The organism is Ferrimonas sp. YIN67 (assembly GCF_057219095.1).
On record NZ_JBXVVJ010000001.1, the window covers coordinates 735,901 to 761,931 of the forward strand.

General features: G+C 54.1%; 19 protein-coding genes. 3 read left to right on the top strand and 16 right to left on the bottom strand.

Features of this window, described 5'->3' with window-relative positions; all coding sequences use genetic code 11:
• Positions 1–12: 12 nt before the first annotated feature.
• Positions 13–1,560 (bottom strand): BamA/TamA family outer membrane protein, encoded by a 1,548-nt coding sequence (locus AC2D8U_RS02840; RefSeq protein ID WP_484617525.1) that lies wholly within the window; start codon positions 1,558–1,560, stop codon positions 13–15.
• Positions 1,561–1,813: 253 nt separating this feature from the next.
• On the opposite strand from AC2D8U_RS02840, the gene AC2D8U_RS02845 reads away from it, so the two are divergent.
• The 3 genes from AC2D8U_RS02845 (at position 1,814) to AC2D8U_RS02855 (ending at position 6,529) form a co-directional block, all read left to right on the top strand.
• The gene (locus AC2D8U_RS02845) at positions 1,814–3,289 is read left to right on the top strand and encodes a capsule assembly Wzi family protein (protein ID WP_484617526.1); all 1,476 of its coding nucleotides are present in this window, start codon (positions 1,814–1,816) and stop codon (positions 3,287–3,289) included.
• Positions 3,277–3,822 (top strand): outer membrane beta-barrel protein, encoded by a 546-nt coding sequence (locus AC2D8U_RS02850; protein WP_484617527.1) that lies wholly within the window; start codon positions 3,277–3,279, stop codon positions 3,820–3,822. Before AC2D8U_RS02845 ends, AC2D8U_RS02850 begins: the two co-directional genes overlap by 13 nt.
• 1,333 nt (positions 3,823–5,155) lie before the next feature.
• A complete protein-coding gene (locus tag AC2D8U_RS02855) occupies positions 5,156–6,529 on the top strand; it encodes an MBL fold metallo-hydrolase RNA specificity domain-containing protein (protein WP_484617528.1) in 1,374 nt (457 codons plus the stop codon).
• Positions 6,530–6,589: 60 nt separating this feature from the next.
• On the opposite strand, the gene AC2D8U_RS02860 is transcribed toward AC2D8U_RS02855, so the two are convergent.
• From AC2D8U_RS02860 to wecC, 15 genes are all read right to left on the bottom strand, one after another.
• Positions 6,590–8,713, bottom strand: coding sequence for a YjbH domain-containing protein (locus tag AC2D8U_RS02860; protein WP_484617529.1), 2,124 nt, complete (start codon positions 8,711–8,713; stop codon positions 6,590–6,592).
• A 209-nt stretch (positions 8,714–8,922) separates the two neighbouring features.
• Positions 8,923–11,133, bottom strand: coding sequence for a polysaccharide biosynthesis tyrosine autokinase (locus AC2D8U_RS02865; protein WP_484617530.1), 2,211 nt, complete (start codon positions 11,131–11,133; stop codon positions 8,923–8,925).
• A gap of 72 nt (positions 11,134–11,205) precedes the next feature.
• Positions 11,206–11,640 carry an arsenate reductase/protein-tyrosine-phosphatase family protein gene (locus tag AC2D8U_RS02870; RefSeq protein WP_484617531.1) on the bottom strand — a complete coding sequence of 145 codons (435 nt, stop codon included), beginning with the start codon at positions 11,638–11,640 and terminating at the stop codon, positions 11,206–11,208.
• Positions 11,640–12,755: a polysaccharide export protein gene (locus AC2D8U_RS02875; RefSeq protein ID WP_484617532.1), complete on the bottom strand. Its 1,116-nt coding sequence runs from the start codon at positions 12,753–12,755 to the stop codon at positions 11,640–11,642. The genes AC2D8U_RS02870 and AC2D8U_RS02875 overlap by 1 nt, the downstream gene beginning before the upstream one ends.
• 286 nt (positions 12,756–13,041) lie before the next feature.
• Positions 13,042–14,961 carry a polysaccharide biosynthesis protein gene (locus tag AC2D8U_RS02880; RefSeq protein WP_484617533.1) on the bottom strand — a complete coding sequence of 640 codons (1,920 nt, stop codon included), beginning with the start codon at positions 14,959–14,961 and terminating at the stop codon, positions 13,042–13,044.
• Between the two features lie 251 nt (positions 14,962–15,212).
• Complete coding sequence (locus AC2D8U_RS02885) at positions 15,213–16,388, bottom strand: DegT/DnrJ/EryC1/StrS family aminotransferase (RefSeq protein WP_484617534.1); 1,176 nt, start codon at positions 16,386–16,388, stop codon at positions 15,213–15,215.
• A gap of 13 nt (positions 16,389–16,401) precedes the next feature.
• Complete coding sequence (locus AC2D8U_RS02890; protein ID WP_484617535.1) at positions 16,402–17,064, bottom strand: acetyltransferase; 663 nt, start codon at positions 17,062–17,064, stop codon at positions 16,402–16,404.
• Positions 17,058–17,669, bottom strand: a complete 612-nt coding sequence (locus AC2D8U_RS02895; RefSeq protein WP_484617703.1) for a sugar transferase — start codon at positions 17,667–17,669, stop codon at positions 17,058–17,060. Before AC2D8U_RS02895 ends, AC2D8U_RS02890 begins: the two co-directional genes overlap by 7 nt.
• Entirely contained in the window at positions 17,653–18,897 is a 1,245-nt protein-coding gene (locus AC2D8U_RS02900) for a glycosyltransferase family 4 protein (protein WP_484617536.1), read from the bottom strand. Before AC2D8U_RS02900 ends, AC2D8U_RS02895 begins: the two co-directional genes overlap by 17 nt.
• Positions 18,898–18,908: 11 nt before the next feature.
• A complete protein-coding gene (locus tag AC2D8U_RS02905) occupies positions 18,909–20,645 on the bottom strand; it encodes a heparinase II/III family protein (RefSeq protein WP_484617537.1) in 1,737 nt (578 codons plus the stop codon).
• A gap of 122 nt (positions 20,646–20,767) precedes the next feature.
• Positions 20,768–22,150: an O-antigen polymerase gene (locus AC2D8U_RS02910; RefSeq protein WP_484617538.1), complete on the bottom strand. Its 1,383-nt coding sequence runs from the start codon at positions 22,148–22,150 to the stop codon at positions 20,768–20,770.
• Positions 22,147–22,410, bottom strand: a complete 264-nt coding sequence (locus tag AC2D8U_RS02915) for a serine O-acetyltransferase (protein WP_484617539.1) — start codon at positions 22,408–22,410, stop codon at positions 22,147–22,149. The genes AC2D8U_RS02910 and AC2D8U_RS02915 overlap by 4 nt, the downstream gene beginning before the upstream one ends.
• Before the next feature lie 167 nt (positions 22,411–22,577).
• A complete protein-coding gene (locus AC2D8U_RS02920; protein WP_484617540.1) occupies positions 22,578–23,609 on the bottom strand; it encodes a glycosyltransferase in 1,032 nt (343 codons plus the stop codon).
• Positions 23,572–24,741: a hypothetical protein gene (locus AC2D8U_RS02925; protein ID WP_484617541.1), complete on the bottom strand. Its 1,170-nt coding sequence runs from the start codon at positions 24,739–24,741 to the stop codon at positions 23,572–23,574. The genes AC2D8U_RS02920 and AC2D8U_RS02925 overlap by 38 nt, the downstream gene beginning before the upstream one ends.
• A gap of 16 nt (positions 24,742–24,757) precedes the next feature.
• On the bottom strand, positions 24,758–26,020 hold the full coding sequence (gene wecC / locus AC2D8U_RS02930) for a UDP-N-acetyl-D-mannosamine dehydrogenase (protein ID WP_484617542.1): 1,263 nt from the start codon (positions 26,018–26,020) through the stop codon (positions 24,758–24,760).
• Positions 26,021–26,031: the final 11 nt, after the last annotated feature.

Consider the following 26,031-nt stretch of genomic DNA (forward strand, 5'->3'; position numbering starts at 1 on the left):
CGATCGCAGGGACTAAAAGTGGTGCTTCACCTCGATGCGCCACTCCCAATCGTTCACTCGCTCATCATCACTGATGGGGCGAGCCAGATCGAGGTGGATCACATTGTGGTTACTGGCATGGGAGGCATAGAAGCGCAAGCCAACCCCTAAGCTCTGCAAAGTCCCTTCAGGGTTGTTGTCATAGGGCGTGCTGCCCCTGGCCTCCCCGATGTCGTAGAACAGCGCCGCGCCGGCCTCCAGGATCTGCCACAGACTCAGTCCCGGGTAGTAACGCACCTCCGCCGAGCCCAGCAGTATCGTCTCGCCATGCTGATACTGCAGTGGATAGCCGCGCAATCCCGTGGTGCCCCCCAATGTCATGGGCCGATCGACGTACTGGTTACGGCCATAGCGCCAATCGAACTTGCCATACAAACGGACAGGCTCGGCCAGGCGATAGAACCACTCATTGCGCCACTGCATCCAGAGTTGGTCATCCCCCTCCTCCAGCGCTTCCCCCTGGAACCAGAATCGGCTCAGCCACAGGGTGTCCCTCCCCAATGACCACCCCTTGTGCAGGTGACTCTGTACCAGCCAACCGCCCTCACCACTGAGATCCCAGCCCAGCTTGATGGCACCGTCCCAGCCCAGGTTCACATCCTCAATGGCGTTGATCAAAATCACATTGGAGCGTTTCTCGAAACGGTTTTGCTGAAACTGCAGTTGGCCCCAGGGATAGCTGCGGCGGCGGTCGTCTGGCAAAGGTCCGGTGAAGGGGGTTTCTGCATCGAGCTTGAATCGATGGGCGTCATGAGTCACCCCCAACTGCCAGCGCAGCACCTGCTCGGGCCACAGCCGCCAGATCTGCCCATACCAGGCATTACCGGAATCGATATTATGAACAAAGCCGTTCACCTCCTCCCCCCCCTGGCGGATGGAGTCAGAACGCTCCTCGGTATTGATGTAGGCACCAAAACCATAGGATGAGTTGAGGGAGACAAAAGGCCGAACCAGGGTCGCAGAGAACTTGTTGCCATCATCCGTATCGGCAAGGGTGATCCCGGCACTGATGTTTTTGCGCAGATAGAGGGGCGCATAGATATCAAACAGGTAGCCGGCGCGCTGATAGTCGGAGAAATAGAGCAGTTCGGTGTGGATCCCAAGTCCGAGGAAATTACTGTCCTTGAGCCCGAGCGCCCCGGCGTTCTCCCCCCCTTTTCGGGAAAAATCCACCGTGGGTAACAAGGACCAGGTATCCCAGGTCTCGATGCGAATTTTGTCGGCTTCGTCTTTGCTGACCCTGGCATCCCTCAGGAAGGGCTTGGCGCGCAGATGGCGTTCAATTTCGTAGAGATCGACATCCTCCGCCGGACAGGGAGAAAAACCCGCCAGCACATTGTCAACCGCCACCTCCCGGGTGGTGATGTGCAAGCGATTGGCCCACAGGTGCAGCCAGGTAAATCCTTCCTCATCGGGATCGAACACGCTATTGCGCTCATACTGCAAGGTCTCGGCACCACAGCCTTGATCGGCTGGCAACTCCTTGGACGCCATGACCAGTGTCGACCAACTCAGCAGCACAAGACTGCAAATTCCCCGACCCAACATCGCTCACCCTTCATCAAAATGACACCTCAACTGTCGAACATTGTGGGACTTTTATCCAGTTCTGACCCTGATCTCCAATCCTCCTCCATTCGTAACGATAGGGGCTCAGACTTGCCCCCAAGGGAAAGCTTCTCCCCTTCAACCCCTGCCTGGCGCCTGATAGAATGCGCCATCTAACGCCCCACCCAATGGACGCCGACTCCACTACACAGGGAATACGCCGTAAATGAAACAGCTCTGTTGTGCGCTGGCACTGGCCCTGGTGCCCGGTATCGCACAGGCAGCTTCCGCCTATATCTCGCTGCAGGACACTTACCTCAACGGTCGCATCGATCAGTTGGTCGTAGTCGCCAACATGCCGACCATGCGCAAGCCCTACAACGTCAAGCAGGTCCGCCAGCATCTGGAACAGATCCGCGACGAGATCCCGGGCCTCTACCTGGAGATCGATCGCCGCCTAAGCCGCTATGAGCGCGACTTGGCCGTCACCTACGCCGAAGTAGGTGGCGCCGCCGCCGACACCCCAAGCAAGGGCAAGGTGATCCCCAACGCACGAGGCGAACGGATCGACTCCCAATACCGGGCCACCGCCCACGTCCAGTATCGTCCCTACGACTGGATGGTCGCCTCGGTCGGCGGCCTGGCGATGGACTCGGCGGGTGGAGTCACCCCGGAGGAAGCCCGCAGTGAGTTGATCCCCGTGGGCAGCTACCTGGCCCTGGGTTGGGACAGCTTCCAGCTGGATCTGGGCTATCGCGAGCATTGGCTCTCCCCCTTTGCCGACTCCGCCATGCTGATCTCCACCAACGCCCGCCCCTCGTTCTCCGTCGGGATCAGCAATCCCCTGCCCTTCGAGGGCCTGTGGAACCTGCACTACGAGCTGTTTGTCTCCCGCCTAGAGAAGGTCCACAACATCTACTACAGCGGCGAGCTGGAGAGCGGAAACCCCTACCTGATGGGTTTCCAACTCAGCGCAGAGCCCATCGAAGGCTGGACCCTGGGCGCCAACCGCATGTTCCAGTTCGCCGGCGGCTCCCGAGAAATGACCCTCAAGCGGCTCTGGGACGCCTTCTGGGATCCTGTCTCCAACAGCAATACCGGGGCCATCGAGGGGTGTGAAGGCGACCTCAACGATTGCTCCACGGGCAACCAGCTCGCCTCCGTGACCAGCCGGATGAACTTCGGCGGCCCGGTACCCTTCGCCATCCTGATGGAGTACGCAGGAGAAGATACTGCCCGCCACTCCAACCTGCGCCTGGGTAACCTGGCCCTCTCCGCCGGGCTCCATATCCCCTTCCTGCCGGACTGGCTGGGGGGCGCCGACTGGTCGTTCAACTACGAATTCAGCGAATGGCAAAACGAATGGTACGTCCACAGCATCTACCAGGATGGCTACATCAATGATGGGATCATCATGGGCCACTGGGGCGCGGACAACCGCAACTACCGTGCGGCGGGCCGCGGAGCCAAGGCCCAGCTGGCCAAGCTGGGCTGGCAGCGCAGCAGCGCCACCCGTTACGAGCTGACCTACCGCACAATAGAGAATCAAAGCTACGGTACCAACCAATACGTGACCGCGCATGAGCTGGATCTGCGCTACTACGGCAACCACTGGGGCCAGCAGTGGGGATACCGCCTGTATGGCGGTCGCACCGTGTTCGACGATAACTTCTTCCGTGGAGAGCTGATATGGCACTGGTAAACAAAGCACTTATCACCTTGTGCCTGACACCGGCCCTGCTTAGCAGTGCCGCCCTGGCCAGCAGCGAGCGGGACTGGCACTTCTATGCCGGAGCCGGGCTGGCCTATTTCGACCATGGCAATAACGGTGAAACAGAGGTCGGCTCCACCTCAGTGCGCCCCAACCTGCAGTTTGGCCTGATGCGGCCTATAAGCCAGCGCTGGAGCCTGGGGACGGGCGTCGAGCTGCTGGCCGAAGACCTTACCACCTGGGGGGGCTCGGAAAACCTGCTGATGTGGCGCATCGGCGAGCTGGGTTATCAAATGAGTGACAACTGGGCGGCCAGCCTCTACGCCGGAGCGGGTCGTTTTTACCGTAACAACCCCGCCTACGGATACGGCTTCGGTGCCGGGCTGTTATATCAGCTCAGTAACGACTGGGTGCTGAGTGCCGAGCTGAATTATGTCGGCACCGACACCAGCATCAACGACGACATCCCATTTAAACGGGATAAATTTGCCTGGGGCTCCATGGTGGTCAAGTACCGGTTTTAAACGGGAGGCTGAGCCTCCCCGGTTGCCACGGCGTAGGTTGACGTCGAGCGGAGCGAGGCTCAACGCTTTACGGCGGTTTGGGGTGCTGGATGTTGAGCTTCGCTTAGGCTCAACTCAACCTACAATTTTGTCCCGATTTCCCCTCGTAGGTTGACGTCGAGCGGAGCGAGGCTCAACGATTTCACAGCATTCCCCTCGTAGGTTGACGTCGAGCGCAGCGAGGCTCAACGTTATTCCCCGATTTCCCGGGTTTCCCCGGTTTCCCTCGTAGGTTGACGTCGAGCGGAGCGAGGCTCAACGGTTTCACCGCATTCCCCACGTAGGTTGACGTCGAGCGGAGCGAGGCTCAACGTTTTACGGCGGTTTGGATTGCTGGATGTTGAGCTTCGCTTAGGCTCAACTCAACCTACGAATTGGTCCGGATTTACGGTTTACCCTCGTAGGTTGATGTCGAGCGGAGCGAGGCTCAACGTTATTCCCCGGTTGCCCCGATTTCCCCGATTTCACCGGAGTAGGTTGACGTCGAGCGGAGCGAGGCTCAACGAGTGCCAGTTTCCCCGGATTTTTGGTACCCGCGTAGGTTGACGTCGAGCGGAGCGAGGCTCAACGTTATTCCCCGGTTGCCCCGGTTGCCCCGGTTGCCCCGGTTGCCCCGGTTGCCCCGGTTGTCCCGATTTCCCCGATTTCACCGGAGTAGGTTGACGCCCGGCGCAGCGAGGCTCAATGGTTTCACTTTACCGATCGCCAAAACAAAAAAACCGCCTGGGAATGGCGGTTTTTTTGTGCTTGCTTTAACGAGGCCGTCCTTAGCCAAGACTGCTTACCAATCGCTTTCCGTTTGGCCCAAACGAATTGCAACCGGTAAAACTACTGCCGAAATTACACCGATAGAGATCCACAACAGCATAGGTACGCCTCCCGTTTATTATTAATAGTTTGGCGGCAGGGAAAATGTTTCCCACTCCTCAAAACTACCGAAACGTATCCTTTACATCAACAGCTGAACGTAAGTTATGGTAAAGCACCGTCAGCACCAGAGGTGCTTTCACGGAAAACGTTGAAATACCTCACATTTGAACCCAATTCGATGAAGCCCACTCCCTTGGCTAAGGCTGTATAAGATCTTTCAGCCCCGATCCTCCCAGCTTAGCCCAATGACCAGATCTTCACCTCGCCACCATCGCAGTTCCTGTCACCCCAAATCGGCCGACAGCCGGGTCCATTCACTCCTCCTGCTCCCGTCTCCACACACCCCCTTTGGGGAAACCGCACGCATAAATGAAGACTCCACTAACCTTAGATTCAGCGTCAAATCCAAGGAATGGAACTCGTTATGCTCTCAAGCCAATCGTTTAAACATCACGGCGCCACTCAAGGGGTCACGGGCTCCTGCCATCAGCTCTACCTGGATGATCGTCACAGCCTCCTGATCGACTGTGGCCTGTTTCAAGGAGAGGAGGCCAGCGATCAGGCACTGGCCATCGACTTCGAGATTGAGACCCTCATCGCCGTGGTCCTGACGCACTGTCATATCGATCACGTCGGCAGGCTGCCCTACCTGCTGGCAGCCGGTTATCGTGGCCCCATCTTAGCCACACAGGCCACAGCCGCCCTGCTTCCACTGGTGCTTGAGGACGCCCTGAAAGTGGGGGTAACCCATAATCAACGATTGATCCAAGCCTGCCTGAAACGACTGGCCAGCCAACTCGTTCCCCTGCCTTTTCGCCAATGGCACCCGTTAAGCAAAGGGCCCAAGTCCCCAAAAATGAAATTCCAGCCTGCGGGCCATATCCTTGGCTCCGCTTACGTGGAAATTGACGTTCAGGGACACAGGGCCATATTCAGCGGCGATCTTGGTGCCCCCTATGCTCCCTTGCTGCCCGCACCACGCAGCCCCTACCGGGCCGATACCCTGGTGATCGAAAGCACCTATGGCGATCTGCACCATGAGGGACGCAAAGCACGCAGTCGCGCCCTGCAACACACCATTGAGCGCGCCGTCGCCGACAAGGGGATCGTCCTGATCCCCGCCTTCAGCATCGGCCGCACCCAGGAGCTGCTCTATGAACTGGAGCAGTTGGCCTATCGGGCTGCCCGCAAACGCGCCGATCCCCTGTGGCAATCCCTGGAGATCATCATCGATTCCCCCATGGCCGCCCGCTTTACCGAGCAATACCGGAAGTTCCAGCAACTCTGGGATAAAGAAGCCCGACGCAAACTCGACGGTGGACGCCATCCCCTGAACTTTGACACCCTCTATACCGTAGGTGATCACCAGGAGCACCTGGCCACACTGGATTACCTCAGCCGACGCAACCGTCCCGCCGTGGTGATCGCCGCCTCGGGCATGTGTGCCGGCGGGCGCATCGTCAATTACCTGCAGCGCTTCCTGAGCGATCCCAAAGCCGACGTCCTGTTTGTGGGTTACCAGGCCAAGGGGACTCCGGGCCGAGACATTCAGCGCTACGGCCCCAAAGGAGGCTATGTCTACCTCAATGGCCAGAAAATCATCATCAAAGCCGGTGTCCACACCATCAGTGGCTACTCCGCCCACGCCGATCAGGCCAACCTGCTCAACTTCATCAAACGTACCCGGCATAAACCCCGGCAGGTCCGCATTGTGCATGGCGACGAGGAGGCCAAGCAGGCGCTCGCCCAAGCGATCCTGCAACGCTGGCCCGAGATGGAGGTGGTGATCCCAACTTAACCCTCTCCCATATGAAACAAAAAGGGGCCCATCAAATGGGCCCCTTAAGCGAAAGCGAGATCAGTTTCCGTATTGCTCGTACGCGTCCCGCAGCCGGGTTAAATGGGTCTGCACATAATCGGGCGACAAGCGATCCCGGTTAAAATACACCCTATCGATGCTGTGCTGCAGTCCCAGGTGCTGATTGGCATTGGGGGCCAACCAGTTCGCTGTGGAGCGGATCCGGGTCGAATACCCCCAGCGCCACTCGTCGACGCCCTGCAACTGGAACCCTTTGGGCTTCATGCCACGGCGTGGGCCAATGGGAAAGCTGAAGTAAAGCCCGGCATACTCATGGCCGGTCCGGTAATACTCGAAAGACACCGCCATATCGCCAAACCAATGGATGGAGCGAAGCCCGCTGCCACTGTCGCCATGCAGGTACTCGCCGGTATGCAGCTCCACCGCCCAGTCCCAGTCGGCATGGTGATAGCGATAGTAGAGCAGCGAAGGGCTCAGGGTTTCATCACTGTCCTGATGCTCCAGGTAGCCCCCACTGAACGTCAGCCGGTGAGCACCATCGCGAGACTGCCAACGCGTTTCATTCATCCCGCCTAGGTAATCCTCAAACACCAGGCCAGCACTGAACTGGGTAAAGAATCCATAGGGCAGAGCAAAGCCCTGATGGATCAGAGCACGGTCGACCACATTCTCATGATTGGCCACGGGCTGGTTACTATTGGCGGGATCATCGGAGCGGGCCACCGGCAACAGGTGACGCACATCCACACTGGCACCGGGCCAGAGATCCATCGTCAGGTTGGTCGCCAGCGCCAGAGAGTAGTCAAACACACCCCACTCGGTGCCCAGGGCTGAGCGCAGGTGGGGAGAGAAGCCGATGCGGGGGGTCCAGCGGGAGCGATTCAGTGCTGGGGCATTCCAGTCTGTCCGGCGATAGGCCCGCTGCGCCTGCTGCGTCTCCACCTCTATGACCAGGGGCACGGCCGGATCGGCATAATGCTTGGCCACTTCGACGCCGACGCCCCGAACCTGCATCACGGCGATCTGCTTGTTCAGCAAATAAATCTCGAAATCGCCTTCGTGATACTGAGCCACATAGCCCAGCACCACCCCGAGGGCATCCAGTTCGTTCCAGTGGTAGCGATTGTTTTCAAAAGCCACAGAGAGTGTGCCATTGACCGACTCAACCCGAACATTTTCCAACCCCTCCTGCACCAGACGCTGTTTGAGCGCATCGGCGGCCGAACCCGTCTGTGCCGGCTTCGATGCCGTGACCTTCCGTGTCGCAGATCCTGGCGGCTCAGTCACCTCGTGTACCCCGCTGTCATCGAGCATCCCTACGGACTGTACAGCTGGGGCTGGGGTAGCGGGAGACTTCTGCCCCATAAACAGGGGCACGGCGAGCTGAACGCCGTAATAGGCGTTATCCCTATTCTCCGTCTCACTGTTGGAGTAGGCCTGGTAGGTCCCGATCAGGCGGCTACGGTAGGGCAACCAGCCATCCGGCGTACTGAGCTTGAGCCCGGCGTTCATTCCTGTGCCATCATGCTCGGCAATCAGTTGCAGCCAATCCATCGGCTGATACTCAATCCCGCCAAATACGCCATCCAGATAGTCCGCCCCCATCTGATTCTGTTTGTGGCCCCGCCCATACCCCGCCGAGACGCGCAGATCTTTCCAGGTGTAGGATGCGACGCCATAGTAGTTGCGATGATGGGTGGCACTGCCGCTGTTACTGGGATCTTGCGCCCCGATGGCAAACTGCAGCGGGGAGTCGGGCATAAAGTACTGGCTGCTTAGCTTGCCGGAGAAGGAGAGATCCCCTTCACCGCCGCCGCCGTAACCTCCGTCACCGTTGAAACTCTTGTAGCTGATCTGCAGCAAGATCTCCGCAGAAGGAATGAGTCCCACCCCCATCAGCAGGGTCTGATGGGCTCCGTCGTTACGAGGCGCCAGGGAGCCATCCGGGTTGTAACGCACGATATTCTCTTCCCGGGACCAGCCCCCGACAAACTCACCAAACGCCAACGTCTGGGCATGGGGGGTTCGCAACAGCCCGGAAAAACCGGTCTGAGCCGACGAAACGGCAATACTGTCCGCCCCATTTGCCACCAGCGGCAGCAGGGAGAAAACGCCCCCCAAACAGTACCTCAGCCGAACAGGCCAACCATAGTTATTCTTCATTCCTGATATCCATATCTCATTCAGCTACAACACGCGGCAAGCCTTCAGTGCAAACCGTTCGTAGCCTCGATGCCCCGACGACAGTGTGGGGACACTGCTGCCCCCGTTTCACTCGCTGCCCATAAACTAACCCACGGAGCTATAAACAAAAAGCCGGGATCGCATGATGGCGAGCCCGGCTTTTCCCATGCTGCATTCATGGCAGCGTGTTACTTACTTTTGTAATCGTACTGGTAGTAACCGTACGCGCCGCTGCCATAGGCACTGGCGCGGGACTTCACCATCTGATTCAAGATCACCCCCTTGATCGGAATACCACTGGCGGCAAAACGCTGCACCGAGTAGTCAATCTCCTTGATGGGGTTAGTCTGATGCTGCACCACCAGGATGGAGGTCCCGGCAACGGCCCCGACGATGGCCGCATCCGTCACCGCCAAGATCGGCGGCGTATCGATGATCACCAGATCGTAGTGTTCAGAGGCCCACGCCATCAGCTCGCGGAACTTGGGCAGCATCAACAGCTCCGCCGGGTTGGGCGGCACCTGGCCTCTGGGGATAAAGTCAAGGTTCTCTACCGGAGTGGCACGTACCGCCTGCTCACGGGTCGCACGGCCCGCCAAGTAATCAGACAGGCCATTATCCCACTTCGCCCCAAAGATGCGCTGCATATAGCCCTTGCGCATATCCCCATCAATCACCAACACCTTCTGGCCACCGGCAGCCAGCACAGCCCCCAGGTTGGCGGAGATAAAACTCTTACCCACGGACGGAGAGGGGCCGGAGATCATCAGGACATTGTTCGAAGCTTCCAACATGGCAAAGTGCAAGCTGGTACGCAGGCTGCGCAGGGCCTCGATGGTGAGATCCGCCGGGTTGTCCACCGCCAGCAGGGCATGGCCACCGTTGAGGCGCTGTGCCATCGTCAGCTTGGCCTGCTTTTGCTCCAGTCGCACTTCATGCTCGGACTTGGGCACCGTCGCATAGACAGACAGCCCAATCTCCTCGAGCTGCTCCGGGGTCTCGACCCCCCGGTTGAACGCCGCCCGCACCAGAACAAAGGTGACCGAGGCCATCAGCCCCAGCACCATGGAGAGCGCCACAATCATCGGCTTCTTCGGTGCAATGGCCCTGGGCAGTGCCACGGCGGAGTCGATGATCCGCACCGTGCCAACGGTGCTGGCCTTAACGATGGAAAGCTCCTGCGCCCGGTTAAGCAGCTGCAGATAGAGGGTTTGCGCCACTTCCACATCCCGGCGCAGACGCAGCAGGGTTTGCTGCACTTCCGGCAGCCCCTCGATCTCCGTCGTCAACGCCTGCTTCTGGGACTCCAGGCTCTCCCGTTGTTTGATCAGCGCCTGGTAAACGGGGTGCGAGCGGGTATAGAGCTGCTGGATCTCCGTCTCCTTGATGTTGAGATCGTTCAGGCGCTTCTCATACTCCACCACCTGACGCAGCACGGCCTGAGTCTCCAGGCTCATATCAACGGTGCGCATCTGGCTCTGGAAGCGATTCAGCGCCTCTTCCGCCTGCTCCAGCTCGCCCTTAACCTGGGGCAGATTACTCTGCAAGAACTCCAGGCTGTTTTCCGCCTGGGCCGACATCCGCTTGACGTTCTGCAGCAGATAGTAATCGGCAACATGATCGAGGATCCGCTCAATCTCGGCACGCGACTCGCCACGATAGCCCAGTGCCAATATCCCCGAGTTACGGCCCCGCTCGCTGACGGAGAGGTTTGCCCGCAGTTCGGCCACCACGGCATTACGATCCCGTTTCTGCAAAGAAAAATGCGTTCCCGGCGCGGCGTCCAGCTGGCTAACCAGCAATCGAATACCGGCGGCTTCCACCGGCTCGCCGACCTGTCCCTGAAGCAGCAACTCACCATTCAGCGTCAGGCGAAAGTCGCCCTCGCCCAGCGCATGCAGCGACAGGGTTTGTTCTATCAGGCTGGTTGGCACCTCAAATTGTGCAACCTGGATCTGCTCACCGCCCAATCCGTAGCCTAGCCACTGCGTCGGCTCGCTACCAACATTGCGCCGGGCCAGGAAATTGCCCACCAGGGGCAGGCGGTTGGGGGTGGCGACGACGGTCAGCTCCAGCGCGTCCACCACCTGGCCAAGCACCATGCGGGACTTGAGCAGCTCAATCTCCGTGACCGCTTCGCTTTCCGACGCAAACATGTCGGACATCTCTGACAGACCGGGGATCCCCGTGGCCTTCTTCTCGACCTGGACCAGGGCACTGGCCTGGTACTCCGGCGTAGCCAGCAACGCATAGCTGGTACCCAGCGCCAGGACGAGCCCTGTGATCAGGGCCATGACTTTCCAGCCATCCATCAGTAAGCCAACAACCTTTCCCAGATCAATCACTTCCGGTTGCTGTGGCGCTTTAATCGTTATTCTGCTTTCGTTATTGGCGGTCATTACCTATCCATCCAATCCCGGCCAAACGCCGGGTAATCTAATTCTGTCTCGATGCATCCACCGACGTGCCTGCTAGCCGAGCACCTTGCTCCAGCTACGGCAGGCTTGTTCCATCAACCCATACACATGGGTAAAGGCTTCATCGGACTGCCGATAGGGATCTGGAATTGCCAAGTCCTGCAGCCACTTGCCCAGCAAAAACACCTTGCCATGGGCAAAGGGGGCGATGTTGTCCACCGCCGCGATATGGCCCGGCTCCATCACCAGGATCAGATCCGCCTCCCGGGCCAGTTCAGGAGTGAGTTGGCGAGCCGCATGCTGTTGATGTTCGAGCCCGGCTTGCGCCAACAGGGCCGCCGCCTGAGGATCCACCGGCTTGCCCACCAGGGCACTCACCCCGGCACTGTGCACGGCTTTCCCCGGGTAGAGGGACTTCAACATGGCCTCGGCGGTGGGGGAGCGGCAGATGTTGCCGACACAAACCACCAGAATATTGTCAAACTTCATTAGAGATCCTGAAACTCGGAGACGGTGCGGGTCGACTGGTACAACGCCGTAATGGTGGGCAGCAGCTGGTTCAGCACCCGGTTCCAGCGAGACAGCGGCTGGGCCGTGACGTACACCAGATCCCGCGCCTGCAGCTCAAACTGGTCGGCGTACACATAGGCCCGGGCATCCCGTACATCGATCTGGTAAACACTGGCAAAGGCTTCGCTCTCCAACCGGTTGGCCCGCACCACGAAGACCCCACTGGCATTGGCCTGCCCCTCGTTCAGGCCACCCACTTCCGCCAGGGCTTCCGCCAGGGTCAATCCGGCACGCTGGATCATCACAGGCTTAGGCTGGCCCACCTCCCCCAGTACAAATACCTTCTGAAAGTCGTTGCGGGGCACATGGATCACATCGTTATGTTTCAGCAGATGGTTCTGGCTCAAGTCGCCCAGCTCGAACAGGGACTTCAGCGAAAGACGAATGTCCTGGCCATCGCGGGTCAACACCACATGACGCCAGTCCGCCTCCTGCTCCAGGCCTTTGGCGTTGTTTACCGCATCCAGCACCGTCAGGGGCACATTGGTGATCGCCTGCTGGCCCGGTGCTTTTACCTCGCCGGTCACATAGACCCGCTGGGAGCGAAACGCCGCCACGGAGACGTCCACCTGGGGCTCCTCGATATACTTGCTGAGCTTGCTGGCGATGATGTCACGGATCTCCGTCACGCTCAGGCCCGTGACTTTTACCGTCCCCACATAGGGGTAGAAGATGGTGCCATCGCTGTGCACCCAGTTCCCGGCATCCTGGGCGCTGCGATAGGAGCCCGCCGGAATGGTCAGCTCGGGGTGGTCCCAAACGGTAATGTTCAACACATCGCCAGCACCAACCCGATAATCGTATTCCTGCAGTTGGCGATCCAGCTCGGCATTGCGACGCTGGGGTACCCAGGGCGTGTGAAGCTGAGTCAGCAACTCCGGGGTCACCATCTGCACCTGCAGGTTGGCGACGGATTGAGACAACTCACTGGAGGATTCAGGAGAGATGTGCGAGCCAGGGATGGCGCAGCCGGACATGGCCAATACAGCCAGGCCCAGGAGGGGCGCTCTGACTGAGGTAATAAACCCGTTCAAGAGAAGTTCCTTTAGCTTAAACCTGCTCCGCCATCGGCGTCCGACGGTGGGAGGAGTCGGTAGCACTCTTGCTACCGTAAATTGCAATTTATCCATAAAATCAAGCCGATAAATGATAGCGGAAGCCACTGCGTCATAAAAGATGATTCAGCAGTTTCCTCACTGACACATCAATGCATTGATATTGGAGTGAAAAAAGTGTCGGGCAACGCGGCCGCAACAAATTGGAATGCATCGCCTTGCGCCGCAAAGCGTTGTCGTCACGACTGACGTGCAGAAGAATGATTCACGCGCTCAGGGGTTCGGCCTGAGGCAGTTGCGCCGTCGAGGTCCAGATGAGATCACAGATCCCGTCCCTGGGCTGAAAACCTGTTGGCGCACTCAGGATGAGTCGACGGACGGCGGACAGATCGGCGGCAATGCAGGCTTCATCGAGTTTGCCCAGCAGCAGGCTCATCGCCTCCCACTCCAGGTACGCCTCCTTGGCCGTCATGATGCGAGGATGGGGCGTCGTGCGAATATTGCCTTCGCCGATCAGCAACTCTTCATAGAGCTTCTCCCCGGGCCGAAGACCGGTAAAGCGCACCTCGATATCCCCATTGGGGTTGCTCTCATCCTTAATGGACAAGCCAGACAGGCTCACCATCTTTCTCGCCAGATCGGCGATCACCACAGGCTCTCCCATATCCAGGACAAACACATCCCCCCCCTTGCCCAGGGCTCCGGCCTGGATCACCAGTTGAGCTGCCTCGGGAATGGTCATGAAGTAGCGTGTGATCTCCGGGTGGGTCACGGTAATGGGCCCACCGGCCTGGATCTGCTGACGAAACAGCGGCACCACGGAGCCGGAAGAACCCAACACATTGCCAAAGCGCACCATGGAAAACCGGGTGCCCGACTGACGCAGCGCCAGGGCTTGCAGCGCCAATTCCGCCAGTCGCTTGGTGGCCCCCATGGTATTTGTGGGCCGCACGGCCTTATCGGTCGAGATCAGCACAAAGGTTTCCACCCCGGAGGCGATGGCCGCCTCCGCCGTCCGCCAAGTGCCAAACAGGTTGTTGCGCACCCCCTCAATCACGTTCTCCTCGACGATCGGCACGTGCTTGTAGGCGGCGGCATGGTAGACCGTCTCGACCGCAAAGGTGCGCATCACTTCGGACACCCGCTCAAAGTCCTGAACAGAGCCAAGCACGGCGACCAGCTCGACATCCAGGCAGGAGCGCTCAACCATCTCTTTCAGCTCACGGTGAATGGCGTAGAGCCCATATTCCGACTGCTCAAACAACACCAGGGTGGCCGGGGAGAGGGCGGCGATCTGTCGACACATCTCCGCGCCGATGGAGCCCCCGGCGCCAGTCACCATAACCGACTTGCCCGTATTGTTGGCCTGCATCAACCCCCGCTTAGGCGTCACCGGATCCCGCCCCAGCAGATCGTCGATCTCCACCTCATGGAGATCGTCGATGGTGGTCTTGCCGGACAACACATCCGCCAATCCCGGCATGGTCAGCACCTCAACGGGGAAGCTGTCCAGCCGCTCGATGATCTCCTTACGGCGACAACGGGAGGCACTGGGAATGGCCAGCAGCACCTTACGCACCCGGTGGATCCCGATCAGCTCCTCCAGGCTGGCCATGGAGTGGACATAAAGATCGGACACACTCTTGCCATGCAACTCCTGCTTGTCATCCACGAAGGCAACGGGACGATAATGATGGCCGTGGCGCAACGAAGAGACCAGCTGACGACCGGCACTCCCGGCCCCGTATACGAGCACCGTCTCCTTAGTGTGGCTGTTGCGCTCGGTGATAAGCGAACGCACCAGCAGCCGGGGCATGCCACAGAACAGGGTCGCCAGCGCCCAGTAGATCACCGGAACAGAGTCCGGTAACCGACTGACAAAAAACTGCTCAAGGAGTACCAGGGTCAGCGCCGAGGCCAGGCTGCCGACAAAAATCGCCCGCATCGGTTTAAAGCCGATATAGCGCAGGATCGCGCGATACAGCCCCAACTGACCAAAAATAAGAATGGAGATCGCGATACAAAAGAGCGCAGTAAGGAACTGCGTCGAGGTGATCGACACATCAAAGGTGCCCATGCGCAACACCAGCGCCAGATAGAAGGCCGCGAAGAGCAAACTGACGTCCGCAATCACGCTTACGGTACGCTTATAAAAGCGCGGTAAAGCAAAAATTGCATCTAACATCATAATCCCTTATTTGATGGCAATGCTTAGAGTCGTTAATACGTTGCATCGAATATTACTGTGAAGAATTGGCAAGGCCGCGAAGTGCTCAAAGCAATCCACGCTTGCTATGAAAAAGAGAAAAGCCCAAAGGGCCGCTGACACAATCCGTGTCATCGCTCTGAAGAAAAGAGCAGGAAAAAACAAGGAACAAGGAACAAGGAACAAAGAACAAGGAACAAGGCAGTGAGAGCTGAGAAATCAGGCCGATATCACAAGCTGGCCTGAGACAGCACCTCGGCCAACACCCTCTGCGTCTTTTGCATCTGTGCCTCGGTCAGGGTCGGGTGCACCAGGAACATCAGGCTGGTTTCCCCCAATCTCTTCGCAACCGACAGGGCTCGCTCAGGGCGCCATCCGGTATCATCAAACGCCTTTTCCAGGTACACCTCGGAGCAGGAGCCCTGCATACAGGGCACGCCCCGCTGGCTAATCGCCTCGATGATGCGGTCTCGACTCCACTCAGGGCGAAGCCGTTGGGGCTCGACGAACAGGTAGTGCTTATAGTGGCCATGCTCGATCCCTGCAGGTATCTGGATCTGACGGATACAGGCAAACTCCCGGCCTATCGCATCAATCGCCTCGGCATTGGCCCGACGCTTTTGGGTCCACTCGGGCATGCGCCGTAACTGAATACGGCCAATGGCAGACTGCATCTCAGTCAGGCGCCAGTTGGTGCCAAAGCTTTCATGGACCCAGCGAAATCCCGGCGGATGCTCGCGTTCATACACGGCATCCCAGGACTTGCCGTGGTCTTTGTAAGACCACATCCGTTTCCACAGCGCCTCGTCGTTACAGGTCACCATGCCGCCTTCACCGCCTGTAGTCATGATCTTGTCCTGACAGAAGGACCAGGCCGCGACATGGCCAATGGAGCCTACCGAACGCCCTCGATAGCGCGCTCCATGGGCCTGGGCACAATCCTCGATTACATACAGTCCGCGCTCCTGTGCCAGTGCCATGATGGGGTCCATATCACAGGGCCAACCCGCCAGATGCACACAAAGGATCGCCCGAGTGTTCTCAGTGAGCACCTCACGGATGGAATCGGCAGTAATGTTCTGGCTGTCGGCACACACATCGGCAAAAACCGGCACCGCACCGCAGGACACGATACTGCTGGCCGACGCAAGAAAAGTACGTGAGGTGACAATGACCTCATCACCCTTTCCAATCCCTAAACCAAGCAGCGCCAGATCCAGCGCCAGGGTGCCGTTTGCCACAGCAATGGCGTATTGGCTATCGGTATATTCGGCAAACTCTTTTTCAAATTCGCGCCCCTCTTGCCCCGTCCAATAATTGACTTTATTGGACAGCAGGACACGCTGAGTCGCCTCGGCTTCTTCCTGAGTGAAACAGGGCCAAGGGGAAAATTCGGTATTTAACATAGGAAAGCTCTAATTATCGAGCGGGCACACCAATAACGGTTTGGTGCCCTTTAATATCTTTGACAACGGCCGCGCCGGCGCCAATCACGGTATTTGCACCGATGGAGATCAACTCACGAACCACGGCACCAATGCCCACCCAGCAGGCTTCACCGACGTGGACGCCTCCGGCCAGGTGCACCCCGGGGCTGATATGGGCCGCATCGTCAATCACACAATCATGGTCGACGGTCGCCGCTGTATTGATGATGCAACCCCGACCAACCTGAGCATCGGCATTGATCACCGCACCGGCAAACACCACACTTCCTTCGCCCAGATGGGCATAACGGCTAATGGTGGCGCTGGGGTGAACCAGATTAACCAGCCGATATCCCCGCTCTCGCACAACAGCCAGCAAGCGATGCCGTGTCTGGTTATTGCCGATGGCAATGATCAGTCCATCCTCAGGGCCGAGCAGGGTCGGCAAGTCGGCAAAGGTGCCCACCACGGGCCACTGACCCGAGCGCTGCACGCTCGGGTAACGGTCATCCACCATCAGCACCTCGCCCCAACCGGCCAACTCTGCCGTATCCGCAACCACCTTGCCGTGCCCCCCGGCACCGACAATAAACAAACGTCGTTTCGCGCCTTTGGGTTGTGACCCATCCTTAACCAGATGCAACTGATTCAACATTGCTCTCCCTGTGTCCCCTTCGTACCTTCAAAACGGGCCATGGTCGCCTCGTCTGCACCCGAGATCCCCTCCCGCACAACAACCTTCTTAACCGTTAAAAACAGTATCTTGATATCCAACCAGAGGGAGCGGTTGTCCACGTACCAGACATCCAACTTAAATTTCTCTTCCCAGCTGATGGCATTGCGTCCATTGATCTGCGCCCAACCCGTCACCCCAGGCCGAACCTCGTGACGCCGGGCCTGCTCCTCGCTGTACAGTGGCAGATAATCCATCAACAGGGGGCGCGGCCCCACCAGGCTCATATCTCCCTTGAGCACATTCCAAAGCTCCGGCAACTCATCCAGGCTGGTCGAACGCAGGAAATGACCAAAGGGCGTCATGCGCTGCTCATCCGGCAAGGGGTTACCGGCTTTATCCCTGGCATCCCGCATCGTGCGGAACTTCACCATGGTAAAAGGCTTACCCTTCAGTCCCGGACGAACCTGCTGAAATAAGACTGGCGTGCCTAGCTTTCTGGCTATTTGTACCGCAACAATTACGATCACCGGACAAAGCACAACGAGCGCCATGGCCGAAACGAGAACATCAAACAGTCGCTTCAACACCCTTCTCTCTCCCTGCCAGCTCAATCCAGGCAACAAACTCCCTTGCCAGAGTATTTCTATCAAACTGACGCTGAGCCAATGCACGTGCATTCGCCCCCATCGCGGGCAACTGCCCCCGCTGCTGATTCATGGTAATTAGGGCATCGGCAAAGGCACTCGGCTCTTCCGGCGCAACCGCGACACCGCATTGATGTTCATCAATCATCTCAGCCAGCCACCCCGGATAGTTATTCAAGACAGGCAGACCCGAGGCGATATAGTCAAAGAACTTGTTGGGTGAAGTGCCAAAGTAAAATGCTGGAACATTGGCCAAGCACTGCATGCCAACATCGGCCGACGCCATCAATCCCGATAACTTGGCTTTATCAACCGGAGGGTGAAAAATCACATTATCAAGCCCCTGCTCAGAGGCGCGCTGTTGCAGTTGTGGCTTCAGCTTTCCCTGACCAACCAGGACCAACTTGATCTCTTCAACGTTCCGCCGCTTAAGCTCATGCGCCGCATCCAGAACCGCATCCAGCCCATTCGCCATGCCATGCGTACCGGTAAACACCGCCATCAGATCTCTGGCCATAACGCCCTTCGGGCGCCACGGTTTGACGGACTCATCAGCAAAAATGGAGAGATCACAGCCATTGGGGATCATGGCGATCCGCTCAGCCGGAATACCATGCCTTTCAATCCCTTTCTGGATCCCCGGCGATAAGGCCACGAGCCTGTGGGCACTCTTATACGCAGCCCATTCCAGGGCACCCATCATCGCCAGTACAACAGGGTTCTTGATCACGCCCATCTCACGGGGTAATTCAGGCCAAAGATCGCGCACCTCAAACACAAAAGGCTTGTTCCGCAACCACCGAGCCGCGATCCCGGGCAAGGCCGCCGTCAAAGGCGTGGTCGTCGCAAAGACCAAATCGTATTGGGCCGTCAGTGCCAACTTGATACTTTGAAGAGCAAACTTCGAAAAAGAAGCACAGCGCTTGAGAAAACCATCGCTATTGGAATAGGCCAATTCAAACTCAATGACGTTGATCCCTTCGACACCCCCCTTCCTGACACCGTTTTTGAAGGGAGCAGTGAGGCCGGTGTTGCCACCGCCATAAGAGCCACACACCATGGTCACCTCATGCCCGGCCAGGATCAGTCGGCGAGCCATCTCATAGGAGCGGATCCCCGTCGACCCCTTGGGCGTCGAGAAATGCTGATGGAAATACAATATTTTCATTATTATCTAATTCAGTCCCATTGAATCTCTGTTGTTATTTTACCGGGCTCATCAAATTCAATTTCCAGAACGGGAAGTTCCGTTTTTTGCCAGTAATAGCGCGACTCGAATCCTTGAGTAAGCTCAATGCGCCTTATTGACATAGTGGCATCGATACTGAGCCGGACGCCTTCTCCGATTAAGGAATTCCCATCCAATTGATAGGCTCCCGGCTTCAGTCGCCAACGCAGTACCGCAGAACTTTCAAACCCTTCGATCTCGTCACAAACCGTCAGCCGATTCGCTTCGAGATGAACGTTTCGAAAATGCCTAGCACCCTTGTTATCTCGATAGCCCGCACCAAACGACTCGCCCAGCTCATGACGGCTCAACGGATTAAGCCGCTGAGTCTTGAGCCAGGCACCAAAGAGGAAACGGGACAGTCGAGGCATCTGATCACGCCCGTCAAACTGAACCGTGTTATGTGATGCCGTCCCGGGGAAGTAGTTAAGCCACTTGGCATCGCAGTTGTAACTGTAAGTGCCGCCATCCCTCAGGAGATTCTCACCGTTCAACCAAAAGTCCAGATGCAAGGCATCCGCATGGCTGGGCCGAAAACGAAAACGCGGGTAGCGCAACAGCGCCATCGCCCTGCCCTGCCTCAAGACGGCATAGCCCCCTTTATCAAACACCTCAGACTGAGGCGACGGGAGAACGTCTGTGGGCTGTAAACCCAGCCACAACAACGGCTCATCGTAAGCACCCGGCAGCGCGTAGGCGCGAGCATTGAAAAACAGCGCAGCGGCCAACTGCACCGATGGCCGGTAGTCGCGGTAATCCGTATCCGACAGAGGGATCAGGCGAGCCCCGTCATTGGCCCCCAAATTGGGCGCATCGCCACTGTCGGCATCGACCAGGGCGTGTAGCCAATGCGTCGCCGCACAGACACGCTGGTAAAATCGTGCGGAGAATGGACTCAGTTCCAGATCGCTTCGCCAAACCTCACACAGTGACAGGGTATCCAGCATGACACGGTGATAGTTCACCGAATACTGGCTGAAACTGCCGTCTGGCTCTATCAACTTGTCAGCGCGGTTTTCCAACCAAAAACGCCCCCTCTTATGCCATTCCTTGGCTTTCTTCATCAATTCGCTATCCGTGCCAGCGAGTCGCTCGAGCCAACTGCCACCGATAAACAGGGCAGCCGCTTCACTGGTGCCATGATTATTGTCCTGTCCCATGGCATAGAGTAGCGTCGGTTCGATGCGCTCCAAGTGCTGGGTGATCATCGTTATCAATGCAGGCTGTGGCGCATCAATTTGTTCCAGCAAACGCGCGGCGAGCAGCAGATGCATCACCCGGATAGCCGCCTCCTGCCCACACTTCCAGTTGGGCCCATGATTTACTGGATTGACATTCCCCCAATCAGACAGCCACGTATTAATGAGCTCCAGAAATCTTTCATCACCGGAACAATAATAAACTCGTGAAAAATCCAGAAGCCAATCAAATCTAGACAATTCCCATACTAGTTTTATATCACCAGAATGATTGAAGTCAGAAATGTCACACCAATGAGATTCAGCATCACTGAGCCGAAAATCACCCAAACATGATGAACGCCAATCTGGTACGGAGTAATGACAACAAGAGCTCAGCCAGCCAAGTGATTTAATTTCACTCGCACAAACTAGTGACTCCTGATTAAACAAGTGAACATTATCACCTTTTTCAAAATAACGACAACCTACTACACGTCGAACCTTCATCTTTGACTTTAACAAACCAGAAAGTTTTGCAAGCTTATATAAAGCGACTCTAATAATACTAACTGGACCGAGCCTGGCATACGTAACAAGGTAAGCAGCACATGACCTCAAGCTCTTAAATGTCATGCTGTTAATTTGCACTTGCTATAAAACCACGCCAAAGATAACGGCATAAGCTGAGTATAAAAAAAGCCTTTGGAAAAAGAAGCTAAGTCAAGTCGCATAAAAAATGCAACCCAAGGAACGAGAAGAGACAAAAGTATACCCCCAAAAATACCAAAGGTTATATTTCGATATACATACGAGTTAAATTTTGCCAAAGAAAACGAGATCAAAGAAAAAATTAAAACTGGCCCAACAGCACCAAAGTTCACATATGCCTCGGTCACTGGGAAATATCCCATATTTCCGCCGATAGCAATAAAGTCGGCACTAAAAAACTCATGAGTATACTCAACACTAAGTGATTCAATGCCGCCATTAATAAAGCTGGGCAATATATACGGAACAGTCTGCAAATAACTCAAACCAAGCAACAGTGGACGCTCTCCAGTAGAAATTATATCACAAAGAGTTTTGATTGGTGCGCCCAGCTCTGTCTGTGAAAAGTCTAGCCATTCTAACGAAGCGTTCTCAACAATATAGTCCAGAGCATAAATCACCCCCTCACTAGAAATAACCTGCCGATACTGTGCAAAAGTCACAAAAAACAAAAACGTCGGAATTAAGACAGATAAGAGTGGCACTATACCAACATTTTTCTTAACTATTGAATATATTGAAAAAAGAGCAAGCAACAATAAGAATGTAGGCCTTCTCACTCCCAAAAATGACACGTAAGCAAAAAACAAAATCAAAAACGCCAAGACAATTATCAAATCGAGCGACTTATTATTATCTGACAACAAGTATGCCGCAAAAAATATAACGACCCCTACGACCGACACATAAAGCCCCAACTCAATTGGCCCAGCATCTCTTTTGATTAAAGCCCTGCCAGCATAACCAGCCCCAAAATATTCAGAGAACCCGACCGTGTAAGCGATAGCAACTACTGACAAAAAAACACCAATGAAAAAAATAACGTATCCAGAAGCACGCAACCTATCTTTATCAAAATATATTTCTTCACCTAGCTGGATTTTATTCTCAACGACCTCTCCTCTGAGTGAATAGATAAAAAAACCAAAAGAAATGCCTATGTTAGCCAATAGGCATTGTAGTAGTGCTCGCGCAATTAACTCATCATTGCCATAAGAAGCCCCACCAAAGAAATAACTAATAGGAAGGGTAACTGCGTACATAACAAATACAATCAAAAAAACCAAATCCAATTGTATTAAATTACCATTTCTAATCCTAATAATTAGCAGTGCATAGAGAATCGATGACAGCAAACAAATTGATATTGCCGCCTCATGCCAACTAAACAGTGATAAGATGAAAGCAATTGCGGCGCAAAGCATATACATCAAACTCGCTGATAATGATGAGTTGTTTTTCACTTAACGTCTCTTATATACCTTGAAGGAATACCAGCATAAATCTTCTTTGGAGGCACATTTTTTGTTACAACAGAATTAGCCCCGACTATTGAGTTTTTACCAACGATTACAGGGCCAAGAATTTTCGCACCAGTAGCAATGTAGCAATTATCTTCAATAATTGGTGCTCCTCCTTTGCCAAAATTTCCACCAATCGTCACATTGGTGCCAATTATGACATTACTCCCTATAACCGCATCACCATGAATCACCACTCCCATTCCCAAATATCCAAGCTTAGTACCTTTACCAATACGAGCACCGGGACTAACCTGGCAACTAAAAACCAGCCTAACCAATAGAGAAATAAGTCGATGAAGGCGAAGTAAGACAACCAACTTACATCGCATCATACATGATAGATAATAGTACATTTGTATTAAGCAGCTCAGGAAATTATTTTATCCACATATTTGACAGCATGTTCAACACTGTAATTATCCCTTACAAAACTACGACCGTAAACAGTTTCTACACTGTGAGACATTTTTAACACATCGCTTATTGACTTAGCCAGATTCACTTCATCCGAGAAGTAAATCTGACTTTCAATTAAGCAACTATCAGTTAAAACCTCATATGCATTCAGTCTGGATGTAACGACCTTTTTGTTCAAGTATATAGCTTCTAGCAAGGTTGCACTGAGTTGGTCTGTTTTGGGAAAGTTTATACATACATCAGCATTATATATTAATGATATCAGTTCATCGTGAGATAACAGCCCACTAATAAAATCAATATTTTCCACTTTATATTTTTCAATTAAGTAATCAAAGTACCTATCACACCCGTTACCTTGTAGAACCTGTAGTCTAATTTTAGCATCGCTGCTATTTGATACCGTAAGGAAAGAGTTTATTATTGCCTCGGTACGATACTGACTACCAGAATTTCTCATTGACAGAAGTATTATCTCATCATCCTTTTTCTCATTATAAATAGCATCGATAACCCTATCGACCTTGTTTCCATCAACTCCCGTATGGAACATCACTACTTTATCATGCTCACTAATTATCGAGCACACTACCATCTTTGCATCATGAGAGGTGGTTGTGATTTTCCTAGCATTTTTCAATATAGTTTTTACAATTATCCGGTAAGCCAAATTATGATTTGCTAGTATCTCGCTTCCATATACAGTTACGATATATTGACGCCCAGAGAGAAAAGCTGCCAAACCATATCCCGATGCTCCATGTGCATGAATTAGTTGGTTTCTACCTGTACTCAGTCTAATTTTTAAGGCCAATAGTATGTATGAAACAACATCTGAGACAAATCTAATTCTGTGCTCTACATTAAAGGCCCCTTTAACACTGTGTATCGTAAAAAAAACTTTAATGTTTAATCCAGCCTTTTCATATAAATGCTTCCAAGTGCTAACATGAATCGATGCTGAGTTTCCTACAAAAATCACTATCCATCCCTTTTTTAATGAGGTAAATCAAACAGACAATCGCGGAAACAAGTCCAGCAACTGCAAATAGATCAATAAGAAGAAAAGCAAAAAGTGAAAACTTGAGAGTAAAAGCTAAAAGCCATGACCTGAAAATCACTCTAAACATTCTCTTTGACAAATAATACATTTGAATGTAAGCGATGAGTGTGTACACACAAAATGACAAACAACTGCAAAACCAGAAAAATAACAGTGTTGTTGCCTTCACCCCATCAACATCGCCGAAGAAAATCATTGCAAAGTAGCCCAATACAGACAGAGCAATGTTAATGCACACTATCAAACATGAGACGTTCTTACCATTTGTCAAAATTATATAGGAAGACAATGAGTCCACATTTTTTGCAGCTTCGAAAAAATCAGATCTTTTTGTTTCAAGGTAAGATATGCTCAGCGCATATATAGCACCAGAATATGAATAAAGCAGTAGGTAATGTACTACTTTCATGTCAAAAACAATACTACCAGCCATAAATGAAACAACAAAACGGTCACTCATTATGACAACGAGTAAAAAGAAGGCATGAATAGAAAAGCTTATTCCGTCTGTTTTTGCAGTGACTTTTCTAGAGGTTTCTTTTATTCCATGTGCTAAGCGTAAAGTCAATATGGCAAAAAGAAGGGCTATGGAACCTGGCAAAATAAATCTTGCATAATATTCACCAATTGAGCTCTGAGCCAACAGAAAAGTTGATAATTCAAGAAACACAAATACTAGTGATACAAAATAGGCAGTAACGACAGAACCAGATGACAAAAAAAGATTAAAGCAAAGTCTATCCATATACTTGCAATAAATGAATATTACAGAGATAAAGAAAATAAACCAGTCAGTATGAAACAAAAAGGCATACGCAAATGAAACCAGTACGCAACCTAACAGCCCAGCCATAATGCCAGAATTAGGAATGCCATGTTCTTCCCATATTCTAACTTGGACGCTATAAGTAATGCACGTGTGCAGACCAACGCAAAACATCAATTGGTTAAGTACTATAAACGCATCATCAGTTAAAAGTTTAAATGACAGACTAACAAGTGCCAATGATGAAAGCATCAACAAAACTTTCATTGAGGGGGCAACGATCACACACAAATATCTCAGACTAGCCAACTGTAACGTCCAAAATCACACTACCCCTAGGGAAAGTTATATCTCGAAATTCTTTATGAGCGACTAGTAAGAGATGAATATCCGCCATTGAAGTGACTTCTTCATCTAAGTGTTGCAATGACTCAAAACCACTTATTCCTTCTGGCACATTGGGTTCAATAATTACTATGTGCCCCTTAAAACACCTCGAAAGTTGCTCTGCAACTTTTAAAGCCGGACTCTCTCTCAGGTCATCAATATCTGCTTTAAAAGTCGCACCGTAGCAAACGATGGTCACATCTCGCTCTGTTTTAACTGGACTATTTGACAATACGTCAGAAACTGCCAGCCTCACCTTATTTACGACCCAATCCGATTTACTATCATTCACGTCGCGAGCCGTTTTAATCAGCTTTGCCTCTTCGGGCGTCTTTGACACGATAAACCACGGGTCAACCGCAATGCAGTGTCCACCTACACCAGGGCCAGGTTGCAGGATATTCACTCGGGGATGTCGGTTTGCTAGTTTGATCAGTTCCCATACATTGATATCCAGTTTGTCGCAGATAATGGACAACTCGTTGGCAAAGGCAATTTGTACATCACGGGAGCTGTTCTCTGTGAGTTTGGCCATCTCTGCAGTGCGCGCATTGGTGACGACACACTCGCCAAGAACAAAGGTTTTGTACAGTTCGATGCTTCGCTCGGAACAATGGGGCGTCAAGCCGCCGATCACGCGGTCATTCTCCACCAACTCGCGAACCACATGTCCCGGCAATACCCGCTCCGGGCAATGGGCCACATTTACGTCCGGCTTATCGGCCGCATCTTGGGGAAAGATAAGATCGGTACGTGCCTCAGCCAGCCACTGTGCCATCTGCTCGGTAGCACCAACCGGAGAGGTGGATTCCAAGATCACCAAGTCACCCTTTTTCAAAACTGGTGCAATCGCTTTGGCGGCAGCCTCGATATAGGAAAGATCGGGCTCTGGGATAGCGCCCTTCTCTGTAGGCTTAAAGGGGGTGGGTACGGCGATCAAAAAGGCATCGGCGGGCTCCGGGGTTGTCGTTGCTTTAAGATAACCCTCGGTTACCGCGGCATGGACGATCATGTCCAGATCGGGCTCAACGATATGGATCTCACCGCGATTGATGGTATCCACAGCGTGCTGGCTGATATCGACGCCGATCACTTTTTTCTTGCGGGAGGCAAACATGGCAGCCGTAGGCAGGCCGATATAGCCCAGGCCAATAACGGAAATGGTTTCAAAAGACATAATGTCCTTGT

Coding starts and splice junctions, on each gene's coding strand:
- AC2D8U_RS02845 (WP_484617526.1), top strand. CDS start 1,814: ATGAAACAGCTCTGTTGTGCGCTGGCACTGGCCCTGGTGCCCGGTATC.
- AC2D8U_RS02850 (WP_484617527.1), top strand. CDS start 3,277: ATGGCACTGGTAAACAAAGCACTTATCACCTTGTGCCTGACACCGGCC.
- AC2D8U_RS02855 (WP_484617528.1), top strand. CDS start 5,156: ATGCTCTCAAGCCAATCGTTTAAACATCACGGCGCCACTCAAGGGGTC.
- AC2D8U_RS02860 (WP_484617529.1), bottom strand. CDS start 8,713: ATGAAGAATAACTATGGTTGGCCTGTTCGGCTGAGGTACTGTTTGGGG.
- AC2D8U_RS02865 (WP_484617530.1), bottom strand. CDS start 11,133: ATGACCGCCAATAACGAAAGCAGAATAACGATTAAAGCGCCACAGCAA.
- AC2D8U_RS02870 (WP_484617531.1), bottom strand. CDS start 11,640: ATGAAGTTTGACAATATTCTGGTGGTTTGTGTCGGCAACATCTGCCGC.
- AC2D8U_RS02880 (WP_484617533.1), bottom strand. CDS start 14,961: ATGTTAGATGCAATTTTTGCTTTACCGCGCTTTTATAAGCGTACCGTA.
- AC2D8U_RS02885 (WP_484617534.1), bottom strand. CDS start 16,388: ATGTTAAATACCGAATTTTCCCCTTGGCCCTGTTTCACTCAGGAAGAA.
- AC2D8U_RS02890 (WP_484617535.1), bottom strand. CDS start 17,064: ATGTTGAATCAGTTGCATCTGGTTAAGGATGGGTCACAACCCAAAGGC.
- AC2D8U_RS02900 (WP_484617536.1), bottom strand. CDS start 18,897: ATGAAAATATTGTATTTCCATCAGCATTTCTCGACGCCCAAGGGGTCG.
- AC2D8U_RS02905 (WP_484617537.1), bottom strand. CDS start 20,645: ATGAAGGTTCGACGTGTAGTAGGTTGTCGTTATTTTGAAAAAGGTGAT.
- AC2D8U_RS02915 (WP_484617539.1), bottom strand. CDS start 22,410: ATGGGAGTGGTGATTCATGGTGATGCGGTTATAGGGAGTAATGTCATA.
- wecC (WP_484617542.1), bottom strand. CDS start 26,020: ATGTCTTTTGAAACCATTTCCGTTATTGGCCTGGGCTATATCGGCCTG.